Here is a 21003-nt window from a genome sequence, read left to right on the forward strand (position 1 = left end):
TTTTTAAAATCTTTGATACATATTTTACATATTTATGGTGAATAAAATACTTAAATTTTTAGATATTAAACATTACAACTTTTATCTTATAGTCAGTTTTTTTTACTTAATAACAATTTTAAGTTTTTTTCTGAGTCTAGACCCCAATGGAGGAGCTAATTTAGATTATCTTAATCAAAAAAGAATTAGTCAAGAGTTTGCCTTAAGTTTTTTAGATGAGTTTTTAACTTTTGACCAGGAAAGCACACGTCACTCTCCAGTGCTACTTATAATATTGTCATTGCTAGAAAAAATAAATTTACCAGATATATACATTAGACTCATAGCTTTTCATTTTTGTATGTTATTGCCATTTTTTTTTTATAAGTTAATAAATTTAAGATATAATAGTATTGGTAAGCATAATCTATTATTACTAACTTGTTTAATATTTTTATCGCCTACTTTTATTTCTCTTTCAATTTGGCCTGACAGTAGAATTTATGGAGTTATATTTTTTACTATTAGTTTAATATATTTTTCAAAATTTGATTTAGAAAATAAATCAAACAAACTTAGTAATGCAATTAAATGTACTTTTTGGTATGCGATTGCAACCTACTTTAGTTTAAATTTTGCATTATTTTCAATTTTTTTCATTATAAAATTTTTTAATTTTTTTAAATTTGATAAAAAATTTATATATCTTTTGAGTTTAAACTTAATTTTAGCATTACCTGCCTTAATATATACACTTACATTAGAAAATATTTTTTTTCTTAAGTCTGGAATTTCAGGTAAGGAATTTAACTTGAAGGATAATTTAAATTTTGCAAATAAAATTTTAATGATTTCATCTATTATCTTTTTTTATTTGATACCGTTCATATTTACTAAATTAATTAAAATAGAATTTTTAAATTTAAAGAATGCTATAATTAGCATTTTCATTGTTACTGCTTGCTTCATTTTTTTTAATTATGACTCAGATTATACTGGTGGAGGATTTTTTTTTAAACTTTCACAACTATTATTCAATAATAATATACTTTTTTTTATAATTAGTATTCTTTCTATAATGGTCGTTTTGAGCCTATCAAGATTAAACAAATACAATGCTCTAATTGTTATATTGTTGATTTTAAGCAATATACAGTTCTCTATTTATCACAAATATTACGATCCTTTATTATTTATATTATTTTTTAGTATTTTTGATATTAAGCTTACTAATTTAAAAATTAAAAAAATAAAATTTAGCTATTTTTATTTATTTTTTATAATTTTTTTAACTTTAAACTACTTAAAACAAATATTATGAAAAATTTAACCTTAATTATCCCTGCCAAAAATGAGCATGAATCTTTACCATTAGTATTGGAAGAGTTGAAAAAATATGACTTAAAAACAAAAGTTGTTCTTTCCTCTGAAGATCAATTAACAATAAATGCAATACAAAAATTTGATATTGAAATCATTTATCAAAAAAATAAAGGTTACGGCGATGCATTAATAGATGGAATAAATTCTTTAGATGATGGTTTTTTTTGTATCTTCAATGCTGATGGATCATTTGATCCTAAGGAATTAAAACAAATGTATGACAAAATAATTGAAAAAAATTATGATTTTTTATTTGCATCAAGATATGAAGATAAGTCTGGAAGTGAAGATGATACATTCCTTACATGGCTAGGTAATAAAATTTTTACATTACTTGGTAAAATTATATTTAGCTTAAATATAACAGATATTTTGTATACCTTTGTTATTGGTAAAGTTAGTCACTATAAAAAACTGAATATTAGGAGTTTGGATTTTGGTTTTTGTGTAGAACTTCCTATTATGGCTAAAAAAAATAAAATGATGTTAACGACATCTCCATCTTATGAGAGAAAGAGAATTGCTGGCATAAAAAAGGTAAGTGAGTTTAGGGATGGTTCTCTTATTTTGCTTAAAATGATTAAACTAATCTTTAGAAGTAAATAAAATAATATTATTAAATTAAAATAAATTTTTCTTAGATAGATATTTTTTTGAACAAATTAAAATAAGTATAACAATATACGAGGATACTTATTAAAATTATAATTACTTGATTTTGTGAATTACTTACATCTAACGATGCTATAAGAATTATAAAAAAATTATATAAATTTACTATAGATGCACTAAAGATATTTGCTTTAAAATTCGAAAGTTTATATTTTTTTTTTAATGATAAATATAATAGTTGATGTAGGTGCTTTGTGTCAGGTAAAATAGGTGATTGATTAAATTTAAATTTTCTAATAATTGAAAAAAGAATTTCAAAACATGGGTACCAAACTAAATTTATAATATAGAAGGGTGATATATTAAGACTGTTTACATAAGTTTCGATTAAAATAAAACCATATATAAATCCAAGCAAATATGCACCACTATCTCCAATAAATAATTTATTAGATAAGTTGAATAAATATAAAATTATTAAAATAAATATCCATAAAAACCAATTACTAAAATTCAGTAAAAAATATTCTTGATTGGTATAAAATATAAAAAAAGAAACTATTATATAATAACCTAAAACATTTGTATTTAGTCCATCAATAAAATTTGTTCCGTTAATTAAAATAAGTAGACAAAATAATACAAATAAATAGTTATATATTTTATATTTTAAAATCTGGTCTATGAATATTACTTTAGTATCTTGTAGAGTTAAATCTGTTAGATAGATAAAAGTGAATAGAATTATAAATTGTAAAAAAAACCTAAATTTAGCTGAATTAAAAATTTTTAAATCTGAAAATAAACCTAATAAAAATATTATAAAAATAAAAATACTTAAATCAATTTGCTGATTAAAAAAAATAATAAAATAAAAAAATATAAAGATTCCACCTGATAAAGGTATTTTTTTTTCAAGTGTAAAATTTTGATGATTATCTCCTGAGTAATTTAATAAAAAAGATTTTTTTTTCAAATATTTGTTTATAAAATATAAGAATATTGGAGCAAAAAATATAGTAAGACTGTAATTCATTTTATCAAATTTAAAATTAATGTAGATACATTTTTTATATCAAAATTTAATTTTTTACATTAAAGATAGTCATTAAATATGAAACAATTAAAGAAAATAATACATAAATTTTTTAGTTTATTTAACTTGAAAATTACTAAAAAAAACTATGGATTAAATGATTTTCCAATAGTTGAAGCCACTAAAGATGAAATTGAATTACTGAACACCTCTTCAAAATACTCAATGACTAGTCTGCCAAGAAGATGGGCTTTAATCAATGCAATAAAGCAAGTAAAAAATCAAAATATAGAAGGTGATTTTGTCGAATGTGGGGTTTGGAAGGGTGGAAATTTAATAATCTATAATAATCTAAATAAAAAATATCAATTACAAAAAAATATTTTTGGATATGATACTTTTTCAGGCATGAGCGAACCTACTATCCATGATAATAATTTTTTAAATATTAATGCAAAGAAGGAGTGGGAAAGTAACAATAATAACAGTAGCAATGTAAACAATTCATTTAATTGTTACTCAAGCTTGGAAGAAGTAAAAAAAAATATACTTCATGCCACAAAAAATAGTTCTTTAGAAAACACCAAATTAATTTTGGGTAAAGTAGAAGAAACATTAGATATAAATGAAAATTTACCACAAAAAATTTCTATACTTAGATTGGATACAGATTGGTACGAGAGCACAAAAAAAGAACTTGAAATATTATATCCTAAACTAGTTAAGGGTGGTATTCTTATAATAGATGATTACGGTCAGTGGAAAGGTTCAAAAAAAGCTGTAGACGAGTACTTCAAAAATGAAAATGTAATTAAACACTTTATTGATTTTTCTTGCAGGATGATAATTAAATAATCTATATATAAATAGCTGAATTGAAAAATGACAAGCCTCTTAAATATTTACTAAATCTTTTAGGCTTCTGTTGAATTTTTTGTAAGACATTTTGTGCATCACTTAAATTTTCATAATCAAATTTTATCTCTAAAACATTTAAATAATCATTAATGTTTTTTTGAGTATTTAGCTTATCGATTCCAAAGGGCTGAAAGCAAATGGCTTTATCGTGAGTTATTCTAATTTTATCTATAATAAAATAATCTCTTGAATAGCTTACTAAGACTTGTGGTAACATAAGATCTTTAAGAATATATTCATTTGCATAAGCATCTTTAATAACCTCCTTATAGATTTCATTGTCTAAAGAAAAAACTTTATTCAACTCAACTTCACTAATTGGACATTGCATATCAATAACTTTTTTAAATCCAAATTTATTTAATTTTTTTTTAATTTCTAAATAACAATTACTTTCTGGTTTATCACCGTAATGTCTAATTCTAAACTTACACCTTTTACTTATTCCACTTATATTGTCTCTTGCAATTTGGTTGTTCAGATTATCAAAATATATACTATTTATTTTTCTAGTGGGATGGTGTTGTCTCAAATTTTTTAAAGTATGTAAATTTCCCTCAATAGTATGAGCATTGTTTAAATGGTATGGAATTTTAATTTCTATTCTCATGTAATTAATATATTTTTTTTAAATCTATTTTTTGATTTTTAATTTTAGATCCATTGATGAATATTTTACTATATACATCTGATTTTATTTTTAACTGTTTATTATAATTTTGGTCATTTAGATAAATTTCACCTCCTTTTTCGTAAAAACTCTTCTTGTTAAAAGCAATTAGATCAAAAAGTGTAGAATTAAGAAATTGATTATTATTAGCCCTAACTACACTTTGATCCTTGCTTGCAATTGCAATTTTTGAATTTGAAAAAAAACTATTTGTAACTTTAATATTACTAATCTCACCTGCTGAAATTGATTTGTCGCCAACTAAGTCAAATTGACTATTTAAAACTTCTACTTTAGATCCAGAAAAGTCTGCAGCATCTCCAGATATTTTTATAAATTTTGTATTAGTTATTATTCCATTAGAAAAATCTGAATCTAAACCATCAGAAATAGAATTTAAAAATTTAGAATTTTTGATAATAAATTTAGAGCTTATTATATTTAAAAAATCTTCAGCTATAGAATTTATAAATTCAGTATTATTGAAACTAACGTTTGATTTATAAAAATTTATTGATCCAGTCAAATGTGTTTGTGATGTTTTAAAATAATCTAAATTTTGAAATATAACATAATTAAATATTGACATATTTTTTGATTCTTTAACCAATATCCCATTCCAATTCTGATTTACATCATGTGATTTAAAATAAATTTTTTGATTTTTATTTCCAATAGCCTCAATATTTCCACCTGTAATTTCTATATAGGCACCTTTATCAAATACTATAGTTGCTCCTGCCTGAATCTTTAAATTCAAATTTTTTGTTAAAACTAAGGGTTTTTTTATATGGGTTACACCGGCTGGTATTATTAAATTTTTCTCATAAATTTTAAAGTTATCTAGATTTTCCAATATTTGAGAATTTAGATCTTCAATCTTAAAATTTGCTGATTTAAGTTTTATCGCTGCATTCTCGTTTGAATCAATCAATAGATCAAAATAAATACTTTCATAATTTTCTAATTTTTTTTTCAAATTATATTTTAAATACTCAAAATCGTTTGACTGTAAAATATATTTCGTATCTGCTGTCTGTAAAATTTCTCTATTATATTTTTCAATACAATTTTTTTTGCAATTTTTTTTAACAAAATTAACTTTTTTAATTTCAACATTATATGGTGTTAAATTTAAAATTTTTATATTTCCATCTTTAAATGCCCTGACATAAATTGGTTCAACAATTTTTAATAATCCTAGGTAATTCTTCTTTAATGATTCACTCACATTTGCTTTTGATATACTTGTTTTTTTACTTATTTTATAATTTTTACTAAGAACTTCTTTAAAATTTATTTTTTTAGCTAAAATTTCTAAATTGTTATTCAATATTTGATAGTTAAGACTATTATCACAGCTATCAATTTGATATTTACATAAAATTTCTAATCTGTTTTTGTAATTTTCTATAATATTTTTAAATACTTCTAAATTAAAATTAAACTTTTCTACAAACTCATTATTTTTTAGAATTAAATTATAAATTGGATAATCTTGTCTACTGCATGATTTTGTACAATCAATCAATTGCAATAATTCATTTTCTAATTGAGTTTTATTTACTAGTTTTCTTGGTAAAAGACCCCAATCAGTTGCAATCGGTTCAAGCTTTTTTGAGAAAGGGTTAACATAAAATCTGATATTTCTATACCCTAATCCGTGATAATCACCAGAAATTAACGATAGTATAAAAATTTTTGAAAATTTATCCATATCAAAAATATCACCCATTTCAGAACTTGATATCTTTCCTTTAACAAGGTCATATTTTAAGTCTTTTAAATAGCTTAATATATTAGAAAAGTAAAAATCATCAAAATCTTTTTCATTATATATACTGTTTTCAATTCTACCATGTTTACTACTTAAAAATTCAGCAGCCTCTAAACTTGAAACTTTTTTTAATTCAGTAGTAAGAAGTCTATATGCTGTTGCGTTATTTTCGTTAGTAAATTTAAGTATGGGTGAATATTTTTTTTTTCTAAGCTCCAAATAGGCATCAGAGTACTGTTCTTCAGCCAACATCAGACCCCAATCATTACCGTTTAAATCAATCTTATAAGTAATAAATTTTGGGGAATCTATCCCAGCCTCTGATAAAAGCTCTGAATAGATCACATTTTGTGGGTATTGTCTTGCGAAGTGCTGTGTTAAAGAAAACTCTCTCATCCCATCTATTGATTTTCCATTTTTCAATTTAATCCTCATACTAAATTGTTTATTATTTCCATAATGATCTGACAAACCACCCTTCAACCTTGCGCTTGCTTTTATAACTTCGTTATTGAATATAATCTCAATTGGGATTTTTTTTCTAGAAATATTGTATCTTTGTTCTAGTGATTTTTTTCTTTCTTTTTTTAAAGTTTTAAAGTCTTTAAAAGAAATGTTTATTTTTAATTTTTCATATCTGTTTTCATTTATTCCTTTATGTCTAATAGAGGTATAGATATTTTTAGTCGACTGAATTAACGAAAAGGATATAATTCTTTTATTTTGTTTAAAAAAAATTCTTAACTCTTGATCAATACTCCCTTTTAAACCTGGAGTCATGTAAGCTAATAAAAATATATTTAAAATTAAAATGAATAGAGATGAGAAAATAAATAACTTATTAAATAATATTTTTCTTACTCTCACAATTATTAGTAGACTGGATTTGAGTAATAGTAATTTATTTCTAATTTTTTTAAATCTTTGGAAAGTGCTTCTTGAAATTTATCAAATTTTTTTAGATCATCAATTAAAACTTTAGCAATAAAAGTTGCTTTATCAGCGTTGTTTTCATATTTAACAAGTTCAAAGTTTACAAAAAAGTAATTTAAATTTTTATAAATATACTCATTAGAAATTAGTTTGTTGTCTGCACCAAGTCTTTCGCAGCTAATTACCAGATTATACTCTGAAGAAACTTTATTATATTCATTTCCTATGAAAAACCAAATTATTGCAAAAATTACTATGCAAACAAAACTTGTTGGAATTATCTGTCCAGCTCCATATCCCAGTCCAATTGCTATTGCTAAAAATAAATAAATAAGCTCTTCTGGTTCTTTTATTGGTGTACGAAACCTAACTATGGATAAAGCTCCAACTAAGCCTAGTGAAAGTGCCAGTGATGATTTAACAATCAATATAACCAAAAAAGTTATTAATGATAACATTGGCAATACATTTGCTATGTGGGATTTATTTGAAAGAGATATTGATTTTTCTTCGTAAATAAATTTAAGGCTAAATGAGAGAATTATACAGCAAGTTAAACTTAACAAAGTTCTCACGTAGTCAATTTCGTTAAATGTTTCTAAATTATTTATAAATGATTCCATAAAATTACTTAAAACTTTCATCCTTATATATCAACTACTAATGGTCTTTCCACTATATTATGCATTTCTAATTCACTAGATTGTAATAAATTTGATGGTGTTGCTTATGCTAAACTGGTGTCTTATTTTTAACCAAATAATTGTCAAATACTAGCTCATCTAAGCTAGTTACATAAAAAATTCTAATTACATTGGTAGAAGAGTTAACAGTTGAATCTTTTTTTACATTGAGTGAGGTATTAAGTGGTATCAAACTTTAATAGTTTTAAAATTTAATTACTTTACCTATAATTCTAATTTGTGTTGATAGACATAAGTGGTATGAATTCAAATGTTAAATAAAAATAAATTTTTTATATTAATAATCCCCTCTTTAGTAATAAACTATTTTACTTTTACTCTTATTGACCACGACCATAACTTAAGTCTTTTTTCATCTTTGCTAGTTGTTTCATTCAACTTTTCAAATGTAATATTTGCGTATTCTTACTCTAAATATGGATTTTTTAAATCTTCAGTATTATTTTTAACTATTATTATGTCAGTAATTTTTTTAGACATAATTTTTTCTAATTTAACCAAAAAAAAAACCATACAAGTCTACGATAAAGAGTTAGGTTGGATTATTGATAAATCAGTTAGATTAAATCTTGAAAGCTACACCAAACAGAAAAAAAAATATAAAATTGAATATTTTACCTCAGAAGTTAAGGGGTTTAGAGAGTTTGATAAAAAAGAAATAAAAAGAAGAAACATCTTAATTATTGGTGATTCATATACAACAGGCCCTTTTGCCTCTAATACTAAAATGTATTATTCTCAGTTAAAAAAAAAGCTTGAAGAAAGAGATTTATATTTTAATTGGTTTGTTGGTGGAGGTGGGGGGTACGGGACATTGCAACAATATCTATTAATTAAAAAAAATTTAAATGAGATAAAACCTGATATATTTATTCATCAATTCTGTGAGAATGATTTTGAAAATAACACTAAAATAATTGAAAAAAATTCTATTCTTAGAAGTCAATATTATTTTAGACCATATTTAGAAAATGATGAAATAATTTATGACACTACTATTATTGGAAAAGTATATAAGTTTTTTTATCATAAAAGCTATTTATTTAAAAAAATTGATAAAATAGTTTCATCTTATCAGTATGGAAAAAATGGCTACTTTGATAAAAAAATATATGAAGAAAATATTGATAGTTCGATAGACTCAACATCTAAAATAATTGATATGATAAAAAACTTAATTGGTAATGATGTGCTATATGTATCAATAAATTGTACCTCTAAAAATGATGCAAAGTTTCAGCAGTGGCAAAATATTTTAAGGAAATATAACATAGTAGCACTCACGGAACCAAATAAATTCTTAAAAATCTTATCTAAAAATAATGAGGATATTTATTATGCTGATGGAGCTCATTTAAACGAATATGGAAATAAAATTTTTGGTGAGAAAATATATGAAGAATTGGTAAAAATATTAATTAATAATAAAAAATTAAATTAATTTTTATAAATTTTTCCTAAATAACTAATAATAAATTTTTTATTTCTTACTAAATAACTCATTAAAATATTTCTAATAAATGCGATTAATGGGTTGGATATATGAAAAACAAAATAATTAAATCTTGATTTGAAATTTATCATCTTTGTTCTTTTAATTCTTGTTTGATTGAATTTGTTGTTTTGATTTTCTAAATTTTCATACAATTCGTAAGCAAGCTCTATTGATTGAGATGCACCTTGCGCAAATGTTGGGGGGAAAGTAAAAAAAGCATCTCCAATAAGAAAAGTATTTTTATTTGTTGGATGATATATTTTAGAACTTACAAATACTGGAAAACATTTAATGTTTTTTAAATTTTTAATAATATCTGGACTTATTTGGTATGATAAATCAGATAATACTGATTCGATAAAATCTCTACTCTCAAATAAAGAATAATCTACTAGCTGACTTGCGCTAAGTTTTTTTCTTAAAATACTAATGAAGTTAAATTGCCCCTTCTTATTGATAGGATATATTACAGTATGTAATTTAGATCCCAGTGATAGAGATATATTATCTGGGTTTATTTCTTTAGTAGGTGCTTGATCTACAGTAGCTCTTAAAGCAATAGAATTAAAGTACTTTGGTTTAATTTCCTTTTTTGCAATTATAGATTTTGTTTTAGAAAAAGTGCCATCAGATATAATTAAATAATCGCATTTAATTGATGTTTTATTTTCAAAGTTTACCTCGATGTTTTTGGTCTCATAGTTAATCTGTGTAACTTTCTTATTATAGTTTATTAGGCTATCCGGCAGACTATCTTTTAAAAAGTTAATTAAAGTAAACCTCTGTAGTGTTGTATACTTAACTTCAGTGCTATTAAAAGCAGATATATTCAAGTCACATATCTTTTTTTTATTTTTTAAAGAATAGAAATCTACTTTATCAGGGTGAAATTTATCTTCTAACTTAATGTTATGAAAACCTATTTTATTTAATAAATTAATACTATTAACGGAAAGTTGAATACCATAACCCTTCTCTAAATTAATAGAATTATTTTTTTCATAAACTGTGATCTTATAATTTGAATTTTTTTTTAAAAGATTTGCAATATACAAACCTGATATTCCACCACCTATTATTGCTATTTTTTTCATATGTTTTTATATAAATAACTAAAAATTTTTTTAGTAAATGTTGGTAAGGTATAGTTATCAAGTTTTGAGCTATCAATCCAATAAGAGTTAGGAATTGAGCTTTTTATCTTGCTAAACTTAATAACTACAATCATATTCATATTTGAAATTTTAAAATTTAAAGTTTTTTTTAAATTATTATGCTTAGATATTTCTTTCATAGGGAATATTATTAAATTTTTTAAAAAGCGAAATTTGGTATTCTTTATTAATAAAAATTTATTATTTTTTCTATAAACGTTTAATAAATAAAACTTATCAATCTTTTTTTTACTTTCTTTTACAATTTCAAAATCATTTTTCTTAAAAGATTTGCAGTTTTTAATTAAGGGGCACTGACTACATACGGGATTTTTGGGTCTACAAATAAGTGCTCCTAATTCCATCAGAGCTTGAGCATAGTCACTTGCCCTTACAGAAGTACCCAATATAAATTTTTTACTAATAAGATTTTCTTTAGAAACTTCACTAATTAACTTTAGGTTTAATAATCTTTTAATTACTCTTTCAATATTTCCATCAAGTGGAATGAATGGCTTATTAAAGCCGATTGCCATTATTGCATTTGCTGTATACTCCCCTATCCCAGGAAGCAGCTTTAATTCCTCAATAGTCCTCGGCAATCTTCCTTTAAAATTTTTTTCTAAAACTTGAGCTGTCTTTTTCAAATTTCTAACTCTAGAATAATAACCTAACCCCTCCCAGTATTTCATGAGTTTATGCTCATTAAATTTTGCCAATGTGCTTATGTTTGGAATATCTTTTATAAAGTTATTAAAATATGGAACTACAGTTACAACCTGTGTTTGTTGCAGCATAAATTCACTCACTAATGTGTAATACTCCCTTTTAATTTGGGAAAATTTTTTCCTCCATGGTAATGGTCTTTTATTATTATCGTACCAATCAAGAATTTTTTTTGTTAGTATGGATTTTGTCATATGCAATTTAAAAATAACATTAAGCAGAGGCTTAAAACTATTCAAGGCTTAAGATCTTTTAAAGATACTTTGCCTAAAAACATTAAAAAAATAATCAAAAAAAAGGGCCATATATTCTCTGAAACACTAAATAATTGGAAATACATAGTCGGAGATAAGCTTTTTCAAATATGTTATCCAAAGTCATTCAAAAATTCAAATAAATTTGGTGTTAGCACTCTTCAGGTGATGACAAAAAGAGGCCACGAAATAGATTTAGAGTATTCAAAAAAAGAAATAATTAATAAAATGAATAGTTTTTTTGGCTACACAGTTGTTGAAAAATTAAAATTTATAAGTTTTGATGACGCTCAAGCTAAATTTAAAAAGATAAATGAAAATGAAAATTATGTGACAAATGGTAAATATGTAGATAGAATTAAAGATATTAAAAACGATAAAATTAAAAAATCACTATTAGAATTAACTAAATTATTTAAACAAAAATGAAAAAAATATTTTTAACATTATCTATCATGCTCATTGGTTTCACTTCCAATATATTTGCTGAAGAGAATCTGGTGATTAAAAGAATTTCTGAAGGCGAGGCAAGTGCTAAAATAACAATCATTGCTTATGAATCTTTAACGTGTGGTCATTGTGCGGACTTTCATAAAGATGTTTACCCCAGTCTTAAAAAAGATTTTATAGAAAAAGGTTTGGTTAGAATTGAGTTTAGACATTTTCCTTTGGATATTGCTGCATTTAATGCATCAAAAATTGGACAATGCAACAATGATGGTAAATCAGACGTAATGCATATTTTATATTCAGGCCAAAAAAAATGGGCCAAAGGAAAATCACCGGAGGAAGCAACTGCATATTTAAAAAAATTTATAAATAATGAGGGTATAAAATTAAATTTTGAAAAATGCTTGAGTGACAAAAGCATTGAGGACTTCGTTTTAAACGATCGAATCGAAGGAGTAAAAAAGTTTAAGGTTAATGCTACTCCTACGATAATAATTAATGATAAAAAGTTTGATAAAGCCCTAAATTATAAGAATTTAAAAAAATATCTTGAAAAACTGATATAAGTTAGTTTATGGAGTTTAAAAAAATCCAATTAAACGGATTTAAGTCATTCGCTGAAAAAACAAATTTTCTAATCGAAGATGGCTTGACAGGAATTGTAGGTCCTAACGGTTGTGGAAAATCTAATATTGTGGAATCTTTGAGATGGGCAATGGGAGAAACTTCTGCCAAAAGTATGAGAGGTTCTGGAATGGAAGATGTTATTTTTAATGGGACATCAAACAAAGCTTCAAAAAATATAGCAGAAGTTTCAATCGTTGTAGATAATGCAAGTCATGAAGGGCCTCTGCAATACAAGGATATGGATCAAATTGAAGTTAGAAGAAAAATTGAAAAAGACAAAGGCTCTAAATTTTACATAAATGATAAGGAAGTTAGAGCTAGAGATGCACAAATGTTTTTTGCAGATTTATCTACCGGTGCCCATTCACCATCCATGATAAGTCAAGGACGTATTGGAGCGCTAGTAACTGCAAAGCCTACAGATAGAAGGGCAATCTTAGAGGAGGCAGCCAATATTTCAGGATTACATGTCAGAAGACACGAGGCTGAACTTCGATTAAATGCTGCAGAAACCAATTTAAAAAGAGCAGATGAATTAAGAAGACAGCAAGAAAAGCAGTTAGCCAATCTTCAAAAGCAAGCTGAGGAAGCAATGAAGTATAAGTTTATTTCTGAAGAGATAAAAAAAATAGAAGCAGGCTTATATTATTTAAAATTATTAGATATTGATAATGAAATTAGAATAGAAAATGAAATCAACAATGAGGCAGAGGGAGAGGTGAATAACTTCAATCAGCAAATTGCTCAATTTGAAAACTCAATCAAAACAGAAACTGATAAAGTTTCTCCTTTAAGAGAAAAAAATATTGAAAACCTTTCAAGAATTCAAAGATTAAATTTAGAGTTACAAAGTTTAGATGAAGAAAATGTAAGAACGCAAGATGAGATAGAAAATTTCAAAAGATCTCTAAAAACTATTGAAGAAGATATTGATAGAGAAAGAGGCATTGTAATTGATGCAAACTCGAATGAAAAAAGGTTAAAAGAGGAAAAAAATGACTTAATAGAAATAGACTCTAAATATTTTGAAACTGAAAAACTATCAAACGAAGACCTCGAAAAAGCTAAAAATCAGCTTAGTAAAGAGCAAAAAGCCGTAGATGAGATCATTGAAATTTTTGCTAATGGCAACATAAGTATCAGTATCAACCCAATTAAAGAGGTTATCAATACAATTGAAAAAATTAAAGAATTAATAAATAGTAATGAGGCCAATCAGGCTCTTACATTACTAGATAGAACTAAAATGGAATTAAATAATTTCTTAAATAATTTAGCAAATGATGAAAGTAAAAATAAACTAACTGACATCAATGAAAAAAATGACAATATAAAATTACTTCAAGAAAAATATGCAGATAGTTTTAGTAAAAATCAATCAATTAAAAAAGAATCTATAAAAAGAAATGAAAGAATTAAAGCTATTGAAACTGAGGTTGAAAGTTGGAAAAACTTACTTTCAAACTCTCAGAAAATGGTAACTGAATTGACTGAGAGAAAAAATAAATTGTTATCACAATTGAATATACGTGATCAGCAACCTAAAACTCAAGCAGAAAAAAAAGGTAAAGCCACTGAAGGACTGAGGATTTCAGAAAATGAAAAAAATGAAAATGAAAAAATAATAGAAGAAACTGATAAAAAGATTAACTCTTTGAGACTTGAATTAAATGATATTCAAGAGAGATCTATTCAAATAAGAGAAAGGAAAGCAAGCTCAGGTGCGACCATTGAAGGATTAAAAAAACGTAAAGATGATTTGTTAGATAGAGTTAACTCTGAACTTAACCTTGAAGAAAAGAATATTCTTGAAAAATCTAATTTAAATGGTGTTGAGGAACTACCAGACTCGATTGCTCAAGAAGATGCATTGGATGAGAAGAAAAAAGAAAGAGAAAAGCTTGGATCAGTTAATTTGAGAGCAGATGAAGAAACAAATAAATATGAAATTGAAATTAAAAAGATGGAACAGGATAGAGAAGACCTTGTATCTGCAATCATTAGATTAAAAGAAAGTATTAACGAATTAAATCAAAAAGGAAGAGAGAGACTTTTAGAGGCTTTTGAAAAAGTTAATAGAAAGTTTAATGAAGTTTACACAAAATTATTTAATGGGGGAAGCGCAAAACTAGAGTTGGTTGATTCTGATGACCCACTTGAAGCAGGTTTAGAAATGTTAGTAAGTCCTCCAGGAAAAAGGCTTCAGTCTATAACTTTATTATCTGGTGGTGAGCAAGCATTGACAGCTTTGTCTCTTATTTTTGCTGTGTTCCTTACTAATCCATCTCCAATCTGTGTATTGGATGAAGTTGATGCCCCTTTAGATGATGCTAACGTAACAAGATTCTGTGGCCTCCTAGACGACTTAACAAAAATAACTAATACTAAATTTATTATTGTAACTCACCATGCTCTAACAATGTCTAAAATGAATAGACTTTACGGAGTAACTATGCCTGAAAAGGGTATTAGCCAACTAGTAGCTGTTGATTTACAAAAAGCTGAGAGTATGGTTGCTTAATAAACAAATGCCAAAAGATTCGCTTAAAACTCGCCTAGAGATTGCAAAATCTAAAATTGTTAAGAAAAACCTTTATAATGACAAGGAACCACCCTCCTCTATAGGAACTGCATTCAAATTAAGCACAGAATTAGTTTCAGCAGTAGCAGTTGGGACAATTATAGGGTTTATTTTAGACAAGACCTTTGGTACTAAGCCTTGGTTAATATTAATATTTTTTTTTGTAGGTGTAGTTGCTGGTATCATAAATGTATTCAGATCTGCAAAAAAGATGCAAGAATAGATTTAAAAATTATGGCAACAAATCCAATGCACCAGTTCGAAGTTTATAGAATTGGGCCAGAAATAAAACTAGGTGTAATAGATATATCATTTACAAATGCAAGTTTGTTTATGGTCGTTAGCTCTTTGGCGATATTATTAATTTTTAATCTAGGATCAAAAAAAAATTCATTACTACCTAATAAGGTTCAACTTCTGGCAGAGTTAAGCTACAGCTTTGTTTCTAAGATGATTAGCGATACAGCTGGTTCTAAAGCAAAACCATATTTTGCATTTATCTTTTCTTTATTTATGTTTGTATTGTTCTGCAACATGTTTGGTATGATCCCTTATGCATTTACGGTCACTAGCCACATCATTGTCACTTTCATTTTAGCTTCATTCATTTTTATTGGAGTAACAATAATTGGTTTTATGAAACATGGGTTGGGCTATTTAAAATTATTTGTACCAAGTGGAGTACCGGCGGTTCTTCTACCATTAATCGTTGTAATAGAGGTTATTTCTTATTTAAGTAGACCTGTAAGCCTTTCTGTTCGTTTGTTTGCTAACATGATGGCTGGTCACACTATGATGAAAGTTTTCGGTGGCTTTGTAATAAGCCTCGGAATAGTTGGTGGATGGCTTCCACTAAGTTTTTCGGTTGCACTAACTGGTTTGGAAATACTAGTTGCTTTTCTTCAAGCATATGTTTTTGCAATCTTAACCTGCATCTATTTAAATGATGCATTAAATTTACACCATTAACTAACATAGGAGGATATAATGGAATTAGAAGCAGCAAAAATGATCGGAGCAGGACTAGCAGCAATAGCTCTAGCTGGTGCCGGTGTTGGAATTGGAATTATTTTTGGTAATTACCTTTCTGGCGCAATGAGAAACCCATCTGCAGCACAAAAACAATTCCCTAATCTTTTATTAGGATTTGCTTTAGCTGAAGCTACTGGTCTATTTGGATTAGTTGTTGCGTTAATTATTTTATTTGCATTTTAAATTTAATGATTAAAAAAATATTTTTTCAGTCGATATTTTTAAGCTTCCTATTTTTTATGGAAGCTTTTGCAGCTGAAAGTGGAGGGATGCCTCAATTAAATCCTGAGTTTTGGATTTCTCAAATTTTTTGGTTAACTATAACTTTTGGAATATTATATGTTGTTCTTTCTAAACTTATACTTCCAAAAATTAGTACAAACCTTGAGATAAGAAAATCACAAATCGTAGAGAATATTGAGGCAGCGGAGAAGCAAAGAGAACAGAGCGAACTGAACATAGCAGAATACCAAAAATTAGTTCAAAATAGTAAGAACGAAGCTAAAAGTTACTTCAAACAATCTAGAGAAAAACTATTAAAAGATATCAATCTTAAAAAAGATGCCTTAAATAAAGAGTTGAATTTAGAGATTCAAAAAGCCGAATCTGAAATTCAAGAACTTAAGGACAAAGCTCCTGAAAAAATTAATAAGATAGCTGTAGAAACTTCTGCAGATTTACTACATCAGTTGATAGGTACAGAAGTTAATAGTAGTAGCATCTCAGCAATTGTTGATGACTTATCAAGAAAGAAGATGGATAAATATTATGACAATTGATGCAACTTTTTGGGTAGCAATATCTTTTATAATTTTTATTGGAGGGCTTGTTTACCTAAAAATACCTCAAAAAATTAATGAAATTTTAAATAAACTTATTTTAGATATTAAAAATGAAATTGATGAGAGTGAAAAATTAAGATCAGAGGCAAAAATTCTACTGGATAAGGCTCAAAATAAATTAGATACAGCTCAAGCAGATGGTAAAGAGATTTTAGAACAGACAAAAAAAGATAGTGACCGTTTAATTATAGAAATGAATGATAAATTTCATAAATCTTCAGAAATCAAAAAAAACTTAGCTCAAAATAAAATTATACAAATGAAGGATGCTGCACTTAAAGAAATAAAAGATGTATCAATAAAAATTGCCGTAGAATCGGTTAAAAAGATTATTAATACATCTGTTGACAAATCAAAACTTGATAGTTTGTTTGATAGGAATTTAGAAGAAACAAAAGTTGCATTAAAAAAAATTAATTCATAATTCCCTTACAATTTTTTAAAAAAACTATAAATTAACCAAATGAAATCTATTGTTATTGGATCTGGTTTTGGAGGTATAGCTGCCGCTCTTAGATTAAAAGCTAAAAACCATAATGTTACATTAATTGAAAAACACCCTGATCTTGGGGGTAGAGCTAGAGTATTCAAAAAAAATGGTTTTACATTTGATGCTGGACCTACTGTGATTACAGCACCTTATTTAATTGAAGAGCTATTTGAACTTTTTAATAAAAAAGCAGAGGATTATATAAAACTTACACCTCTTAATATTTGGTATCAATTTATTTTTGAAGATGGGAATAAGTTTGACTATTCTGGTAACGAAGAAAAAATGAAAAAACAGATTAGAGAAATAAATGTAGATGATGTTAAGGGATATGAAAAGCTTGTAAAATTTACTAAAAAAATATTTGATAAAGGGTTTACAGAACTTGCGGATGTACCCTTTGATAAACCTTTGGTTATGATGAAGCAGTTACCCGCTCTATTAAAGCTTAAAAGTTATAAATCAGTATATTCGCTAGTGTCTTCCTACATTAAAAATGAAAAATTAAGGCGTATGTTAAGTATGCATCCACTTTTAGTTGGAGGGAACCCTTTTACAACAACATCAATTTATGGATTGATACTATATCTAGAAAAAAAATGGGGCATTCATTACTCAATGGGTGGTACTGGAAATATAATCAAAGGCTTAGAAACGCTAATGACTGAAGAAGGAATAGAGATAATTAAAGGTCAAGAAGTCACAAAAATTATTTCATTAAATAATAAAATTGAAGGAGTAAAATTAAATAATCAAAAAGAAATAAATGCAAATAATATAATATGTAACGCTGACCCACCAGCAGTCTATGAAAAGCTTCTTAATCAAACTAAAGCTAATTCTTTATTTGAATGGAAGCAAAAAAGGATGGAATATTCTATGGGGTTATTTGTGTATTATTTTGGTACTAAAAAAACGTACCCTGATGTTGAACACCATACAATTAAGTTTGGGAACAAGTATAAAGAGCATCTAAATGATATATTTGATAAAAAAAAATTAAATAATGATATAAGTTATTATCTACATAGACCTTCAGCTACTGATAAATCTATGGCACCAGAAGGAAATGACTGTTTCTACGTACTAGTTCCAGTCCCGAACAATCAATCTAAATTAGATTGGAAAATTGAAGGTGAAAAGATGAAAAACCTAGTAATAGATAAAATGGAAAAGGCACTCTTACCAAATCTTAGAGAGAGCATAGTTGAGGACTTCTACTTAACACCTGATTATTTTGAAAAAGAGTTGAATACTAAATTTGGATCTGGGTTTTCTATACAGCCCAAGTTTACTCAGTCAGCTTATTTTAGATTTCACAATAAATCAGAAATTTGTGAAGGGTTATACTTTGTTGGCGCTGGAACACATCCTGGTGCAGGTGTACCCGGAGTGCTATCGTCAGCAAAAGTTTTAGATAAGATTATATAATGTCTAATAAAAACTACCTGTCTATTTATGCAAAGTCTTTTAATTGGGCTGGTTTTTTTTTGCCAAAAAAAACTTACCAAAAATGTTCTACTCTGTATGATTTTTGCAGAACTGTAGATAATATTGCAGATGATGACGGTGAATTAGACATTAAAAAAAAAAATTTATTAGTTTTTAAAAATAATTTTATTAATAAGGAATTTAATAACACAATTATTAAAAATATGTGGGATCTTATGGATCATCATTTAATTTCAATAAAGATTATTGAAGATTTATTTGATGGTGTTGAATCAGATTTAAATAAAAAAGTTCAATTAAATAGTAAAAAAGATTTGTTGATTTATTCTTACAGAGTTGCTGGTACAGTAGGTCTGATGATGGCAAAAATTTTAAATGTTAAAGATGACAATTCAATGAAAGCTGCCATAGATTTAGGTATTGCAATGCAACTAACAAATATATCTAGAGATGTTGTGGAGGACTCAAAGATTAATAGATTTTATATTAAGAATGATTTTAAGACAATAAGTGACACCTTGGCTTTAGCTGATTTGTTTTATAAAAGCTCTTTTATAGCGATAAAGGAAATACCCTTTAAGTTTAGATTTGCAATACTTGTAGCAAGAAGAGTTTACAAGAAAATAGGTGATAAAATTTTAAAAACAAAGAATATAGAGAATTATAATAAAGCAGGTAAGATTTATGTAAATAATTTTACAAAAATTTATCAAACAATTCTTTCTATATTTGACTTAGTGACACTTTTTGTAACAAAACAAAAAAGTGGTTATATGAATAATGAACACTTTTTAGTTAGTGAGGAAATAGATTTAAATGAAAGAATTTGATTATATAATTATTGGTGGTGGTTGTGCTGGGTTATCTTTGGCATACGAATTAGAAGCTCATAATAAACTCAAAAATAAAACATTAGCAATTATTGAGCCTAGATTAGAGTACAAAAGGGATAAGACTTGGTCTTTCTGGAAAACAACAAGTCATGGTTTTGAAGATTGTGTTAAAAAAAGTTGGGATAATTTTTCTATAAATATACCCAATAAAACTAAATTCTTAGAATGTAATAAGCTACCTTATCAATCAATTGATAGTGGACTATTCTATAAAAAAATAAACTCCCTACTAAAACAAAATCTGAATATTAAATTTTATAAAAATATTAATGAGGTAAGCTTAAATAACTCGCTTGTTTTCAATAGTGTTCCTTCAATAGAATCTAACGAAAATCAGCTTTGGCAACACTTTAAGGGTATTGAGATCGAGACTACTAAAGATGTTTTTGATGAAAAGATAATGAATTTAATGGATTTTGATTGTCAACAATATGAAAGTGTTCATTTCTTTTACACACTACCTTTTAGTAAAAATAAGGCTATGGTTGAAACTACATGGTTATCTAAAATGAATAATAATCTGGAAATGGATTATGATCAGCAATTAAAAAATTACATTGAAAATCATCTAAATATTAAAAATTACAAAATTAATTATAAAGAAAATGGTGCTATACCACTTTTTTATCCATCAAATATTAATGAAAAAAATAAAATAAATATAGGTACCGCAGGACATATGACTAGATTAAGTACTGGGTACACTTTTTTGAATATTCAAGAGCATAGCAGATTCATAAGAGAAAATATTGATAATATTGATAAAATAAGAAGATTTGAAATTAAAAAAAAATATCAATTTCTAGATAAGATATTTTTAAGAGTTTTAAATAATCATGCCAACCAAATGCCAAATATATTTTTCAAAATGTTTGATAACTCTCCTGAAACTGTAATTAAATTTCTATCTAATAAGAGTAATATTTTTCAAGATTTATTTATAATTCTTAAAACAGCTAAAAAATGGTTATTCATTAAAGCCCTTTTAAAATAAA

Annotated in this window: 22 protein-coding genes; 15 read left to right on the plus strand and 7 right to left on the minus strand. The window is 26.1% G+C overall.

Translation table 11 applies throughout. The features are described from left to right. Positions 1 to 34: 34 nt before the first annotated feature. Both ABXT63_RS05660 and ABXT63_RS05665 read left to right on the plus strand, forming a co-directional pair. Positions 35 to 1300: a hypothetical protein gene (locus ABXT63_RS05660; protein WP_415320603.1), complete on the plus strand. Its 1266-nt coding sequence runs from the start codon at positions 35 to 37 to the stop codon at positions 1298 to 1300. Next, the gene (locus ABXT63_RS05665; RefSeq protein WP_415320604.1) at positions 1297 to 1968 is read left to right on the plus strand and encodes a glycosyltransferase family 2 protein; all 672 of its coding nucleotides are present in this window, start codon (positions 1297 to 1299) and stop codon (positions 1966 to 1968) included. The genes ABXT63_RS05660 and ABXT63_RS05665 overlap by 4 nt, the downstream gene beginning before the upstream one ends. A 31-nt stretch (positions 1969 to 1999) precedes the next feature. Here ABXT63_RS05665 and ABXT63_RS05670 read toward each other — a convergent pair whose 3' ends face one another. Next, positions 2000 to 3010, minus strand: coding sequence for a hypothetical protein (locus tag ABXT63_RS05670; RefSeq protein ID WP_415320605.1), 1011 nt, complete (start codon positions 3008 to 3010; stop codon positions 2000 to 2002). Between the two features lie 78 nt (positions 3011 to 3088). Between ABXT63_RS05670 and ABXT63_RS05675 the strand changes: the two genes are divergently transcribed. Further along, entirely contained in the window at positions 3089 to 3865 is a 777-nt protein-coding gene (locus tag ABXT63_RS05675) for a TylF/MycF/NovP-related O-methyltransferase (RefSeq protein WP_415320606.1), read from the plus strand. A 1-nt stretch (position 3866) separates the two neighbouring features. Here the strand turns inward: ABXT63_RS05675 and ABXT63_RS05680 are convergent, their stop codons facing one another. From ABXT63_RS05680 to ABXT63_RS05695, 4 genes are all read right to left on the minus strand, one after another. Beyond that, positions 3867 to 4538, minus strand: coding sequence for a VTC domain-containing protein (locus tag ABXT63_RS05680; protein ID WP_415320607.1), 672 nt, complete (start codon positions 4536 to 4538; stop codon positions 3867 to 3869). A gap of 4 nt (positions 4539 to 4542) precedes the next feature. Beyond that, positions 4543 to 7155 (minus strand): hypothetical protein, encoded by a 2613-nt coding sequence (locus ABXT63_RS05685; protein WP_415320608.1) that lies wholly within the window; start codon positions 7153 to 7155, stop codon positions 4543 to 4545. Between the two features lie 92 nt (positions 7156 to 7247). Then, positions 7248 to 7931 (minus strand): DUF4956 domain-containing protein, encoded by a 684-nt coding sequence (locus tag ABXT63_RS05690; RefSeq protein WP_415320609.1) that lies wholly within the window; start codon positions 7929 to 7931, stop codon positions 7248 to 7250. A gap of 109 nt (positions 7932 to 8040) precedes the next feature. Further along, positions 8041 to 8184 (minus strand): carbamoyltransferase C-terminal domain-containing protein, encoded by a 144-nt coding sequence (locus tag ABXT63_RS05695; RefSeq protein ID WP_415320610.1) that lies wholly within the window; start codon positions 8182 to 8184, stop codon positions 8041 to 8043. 285 nt (positions 8185 to 8469) lie between these two features. On the opposite strand from ABXT63_RS05695, the gene ABXT63_RS05700 reads away from it, so the two are divergent. After that, positions 8470 to 9453: an SGNH/GDSL hydrolase family protein gene (locus tag ABXT63_RS05700; RefSeq protein ID WP_415320611.1), complete on the plus strand. Its 984-nt coding sequence runs from the start codon at positions 8470 to 8472 to the stop codon at positions 9451 to 9453. On the opposite strand, the gene ABXT63_RS05705 is transcribed toward ABXT63_RS05700, so the two are convergent. Further along, on the minus strand, positions 9450 to 10601 hold the full coding sequence (locus ABXT63_RS05705) for an FAD-dependent monooxygenase (protein WP_415320612.1): 1152 nt from the start codon (positions 10599 to 10601) through the stop codon (positions 9450 to 9452). The genes ABXT63_RS05700 and ABXT63_RS05705 overlap by 4 nt on opposite strands. Next, positions 10598 to 11581: an A/G-specific adenine glycosylase gene (locus ABXT63_RS05710; protein ID WP_415320613.1), complete on the minus strand. Its 984-nt coding sequence runs from the start codon at positions 11579 to 11581 to the stop codon at positions 10598 to 10600. The genes ABXT63_RS05705 and ABXT63_RS05710 overlap by 4 nt, the downstream gene beginning before the upstream one ends. On the opposite strand from ABXT63_RS05710, the gene ABXT63_RS05715 reads away from it, so the two are divergent. Genes ABXT63_RS05715 through ABXT63_RS05765 form a run of 11 tightly spaced genes read left to right on the plus strand, consistent with a single transcriptional unit; the run spans position 11582 to position 21002 of the window. Continuing rightward, the gene (locus ABXT63_RS05715) at positions 11582 to 12070 is read left to right on the plus strand and encodes a DUF721 domain-containing protein (protein WP_415320614.1); all 489 of its coding nucleotides are present in this window, start codon (positions 11582 to 11584) and stop codon (positions 12068 to 12070) included. Then, the gene (locus ABXT63_RS05720; RefSeq protein WP_415320615.1) at positions 12067 to 12657 is read left to right on the plus strand and encodes a DsbA family protein; all 591 of its coding nucleotides are present in this window, start codon (positions 12067 to 12069) and stop codon (positions 12655 to 12657) included. Before ABXT63_RS05715 ends, ABXT63_RS05720 begins: the two co-directional genes overlap by 4 nt. Positions 12658 to 12665: 8 nt before the next feature. Beyond that, positions 12666 to 15239 (plus strand): chromosome segregation SMC family protein, encoded by a 2574-nt coding sequence (locus ABXT63_RS05725; protein WP_415320616.1) that lies wholly within the window; start codon positions 12666 to 12668, stop codon positions 15237 to 15239. 7 nt (positions 15240 to 15246) lie between these two features. Continuing rightward, the gene (locus ABXT63_RS05730) at positions 15247 to 15522 is read left to right on the plus strand and encodes an AtpZ/AtpI family protein (RefSeq protein WP_415320617.1); all 276 of its coding nucleotides are present in this window, start codon (positions 15247 to 15249) and stop codon (positions 15520 to 15522) included. A gap of 11 nt (positions 15523 to 15533) precedes the next feature. After that, positions 15534 to 16268, plus strand: a complete 735-nt coding sequence (locus ABXT63_RS05735; RefSeq protein WP_415320618.1) for a F0F1 ATP synthase subunit A — start codon at positions 15534 to 15536, stop codon at positions 16266 to 16268. 18 nt (positions 16269 to 16286) lie between these two features. Beyond that, the gene (locus ABXT63_RS05740) at positions 16287 to 16514 is read left to right on the plus strand and encodes a F0F1 ATP synthase subunit C (protein ID WP_006997791.1); all 228 of its coding nucleotides are present in this window, start codon (positions 16287 to 16289) and stop codon (positions 16512 to 16514) included. Between the two features lie 5 nt (positions 16515 to 16519). Further along, entirely contained in the window at positions 16520 to 17110 is a 591-nt protein-coding gene (locus ABXT63_RS05745; protein ID WP_415320619.1) for a F0F1 ATP synthase subunit B, read from the plus strand. Next, positions 17100 to 17597 (plus strand): ATPase, encoded by a 498-nt coding sequence (locus tag ABXT63_RS05750; RefSeq protein WP_415320620.1) that lies wholly within the window; start codon positions 17100 to 17102, stop codon positions 17595 to 17597. The genes ABXT63_RS05745 and ABXT63_RS05750 overlap by 11 nt, the downstream gene beginning before the upstream one ends. Positions 17598 to 17636: 39 nt before the next feature. After that, positions 17637 to 19094, plus strand: a complete 1458-nt coding sequence (crtI, locus tag ABXT63_RS05755; protein WP_415320621.1) for a phytoene desaturase family protein — start codon at positions 17637 to 17639, stop codon at positions 19092 to 19094. Further along, positions 19094 to 19945, plus strand: a complete 852-nt coding sequence (locus ABXT63_RS05760) for a phytoene/squalene synthase family protein (protein ID WP_415320622.1) — start codon at positions 19094 to 19096, stop codon at positions 19943 to 19945. The genes crtI and ABXT63_RS05760 overlap by 1 nt, the downstream gene beginning before the upstream one ends. Next, entirely contained in the window at positions 19932 to 21002 is a 1071-nt protein-coding gene (locus tag ABXT63_RS05765; protein WP_415320623.1) for a lycopene cyclase family protein, read from the plus strand. The genes ABXT63_RS05760 and ABXT63_RS05765 overlap by 14 nt, the downstream gene beginning before the upstream one ends. Position 21003 lies beyond the last annotated feature (1 nt).

Source organism: Candidatus Pelagibacter sp. Uisw_092 (assembly GCF_047729545.1).
Taxonomy (GTDB): Bacteria; Pseudomonadota; Alphaproteobacteria; order Pelagibacterales; family Pelagibacteraceae; genus Pelagibacter.

Coding starts and splice junctions, on each gene's coding strand:
- ABXT63_RS05660 (WP_415320603.1), top strand. CDS start 35: ATGGTGAATAAAATACTTAAATTTTTAGATATTAAACATTACAACTTT.
- ABXT63_RS05665 (WP_415320604.1), top strand. CDS start 1,297: ATGAAAAATTTAACCTTAATTATCCCTGCCAAAAATGAGCATGAATCT.
- ABXT63_RS05670 (WP_415320605.1), bottom strand. CDS start 3,010: ATGAATTACAGTCTTACTATATTTTTTGCTCCAATATTCTTATATTTT.
- ABXT63_RS05675 (WP_415320606.1), top strand. CDS start 3,089: ATGAAACAATTAAAGAAAATAATACATAAATTTTTTAGTTTATTTAAC.
- ABXT63_RS05680 (WP_415320607.1), bottom strand. CDS start 4,538: ATGAGAATAGAAATTAAAATTCCATACCATTTAAACAATGCTCATACT.
- ABXT63_RS05685 (WP_415320608.1), bottom strand. CDS start 7,155: ATGACTCCAGGTTTAAAAGGGAGTATTGATCAAGAGTTAAGAATTTTT.
- ABXT63_RS05690 (WP_415320609.1), bottom strand. CDS start 7,931: ATGGAATCATTTATAAATAATTTAGAAACATTTAACGAAATTGACTAC.
- ABXT63_RS05700 (WP_415320611.1), top strand. CDS start 8,470: ATGTCAGTAATTTTTTTAGACATAATTTTTTCTAATTTAACCAAAAAA.
- ABXT63_RS05705 (WP_415320612.1), bottom strand. CDS start 10,601: ATGAAAAAAATAGCAATAATAGGTGGTGGAATATCAGGTTTGTATATT.
- ABXT63_RS05710 (WP_415320613.1), bottom strand. CDS start 11,581: ATGACAAAATCCATACTAACAAAAAAAATTCTTGATTGGTACGATAAT.
- ABXT63_RS05715 (WP_415320614.1), top strand. CDS start 11,582: ATGCAATTTAAAAATAACATTAAGCAGAGGCTTAAAACTATTCAAGGC.
- ABXT63_RS05720 (WP_415320615.1), top strand. CDS start 12,067: ATGAAAAAAATATTTTTAACATTATCTATCATGCTCATTGGTTTCACT.
- ABXT63_RS05725 (WP_415320616.1), top strand. CDS start 12,666: ATGGAGTTTAAAAAAATCCAATTAAACGGATTTAAGTCATTCGCTGAA.
- ABXT63_RS05730 (WP_415320617.1), top strand. CDS start 15,247: ATGCCAAAAGATTCGCTTAAAACTCGCCTAGAGATTGCAAAATCTAAA.
- ABXT63_RS05735 (WP_415320618.1), top strand. CDS start 15,534: ATGGCAACAAATCCAATGCACCAGTTCGAAGTTTATAGAATTGGGCCA.
- ABXT63_RS05740 (WP_006997791.1), top strand. CDS start 16,287: ATGGAATTAGAAGCAGCAAAAATGATCGGAGCAGGACTAGCAGCAATA.
- ABXT63_RS05745 (WP_415320619.1), top strand. CDS start 16,520: ATGATTAAAAAAATATTTTTTCAGTCGATATTTTTAAGCTTCCTATTT.
- ABXT63_RS05750 (WP_415320620.1), top strand. CDS start 17,100: ATGACAATTGATGCAACTTTTTGGGTAGCAATATCTTTTATAATTTTT.
- crtI (WP_415320621.1), top strand. CDS start 17,637: ATGAAATCTATTGTTATTGGATCTGGTTTTGGAGGTATAGCTGCCGCT.
- ABXT63_RS05760 (WP_415320622.1), top strand. CDS start 19,094: ATGTCTAATAAAAACTACCTGTCTATTTATGCAAAGTCTTTTAATTGG.
- ABXT63_RS05765 (WP_415320623.1), top strand. CDS start 19,932: ATGAAAGAATTTGATTATATAATTATTGGTGGTGGTTGTGCTGGGTTA.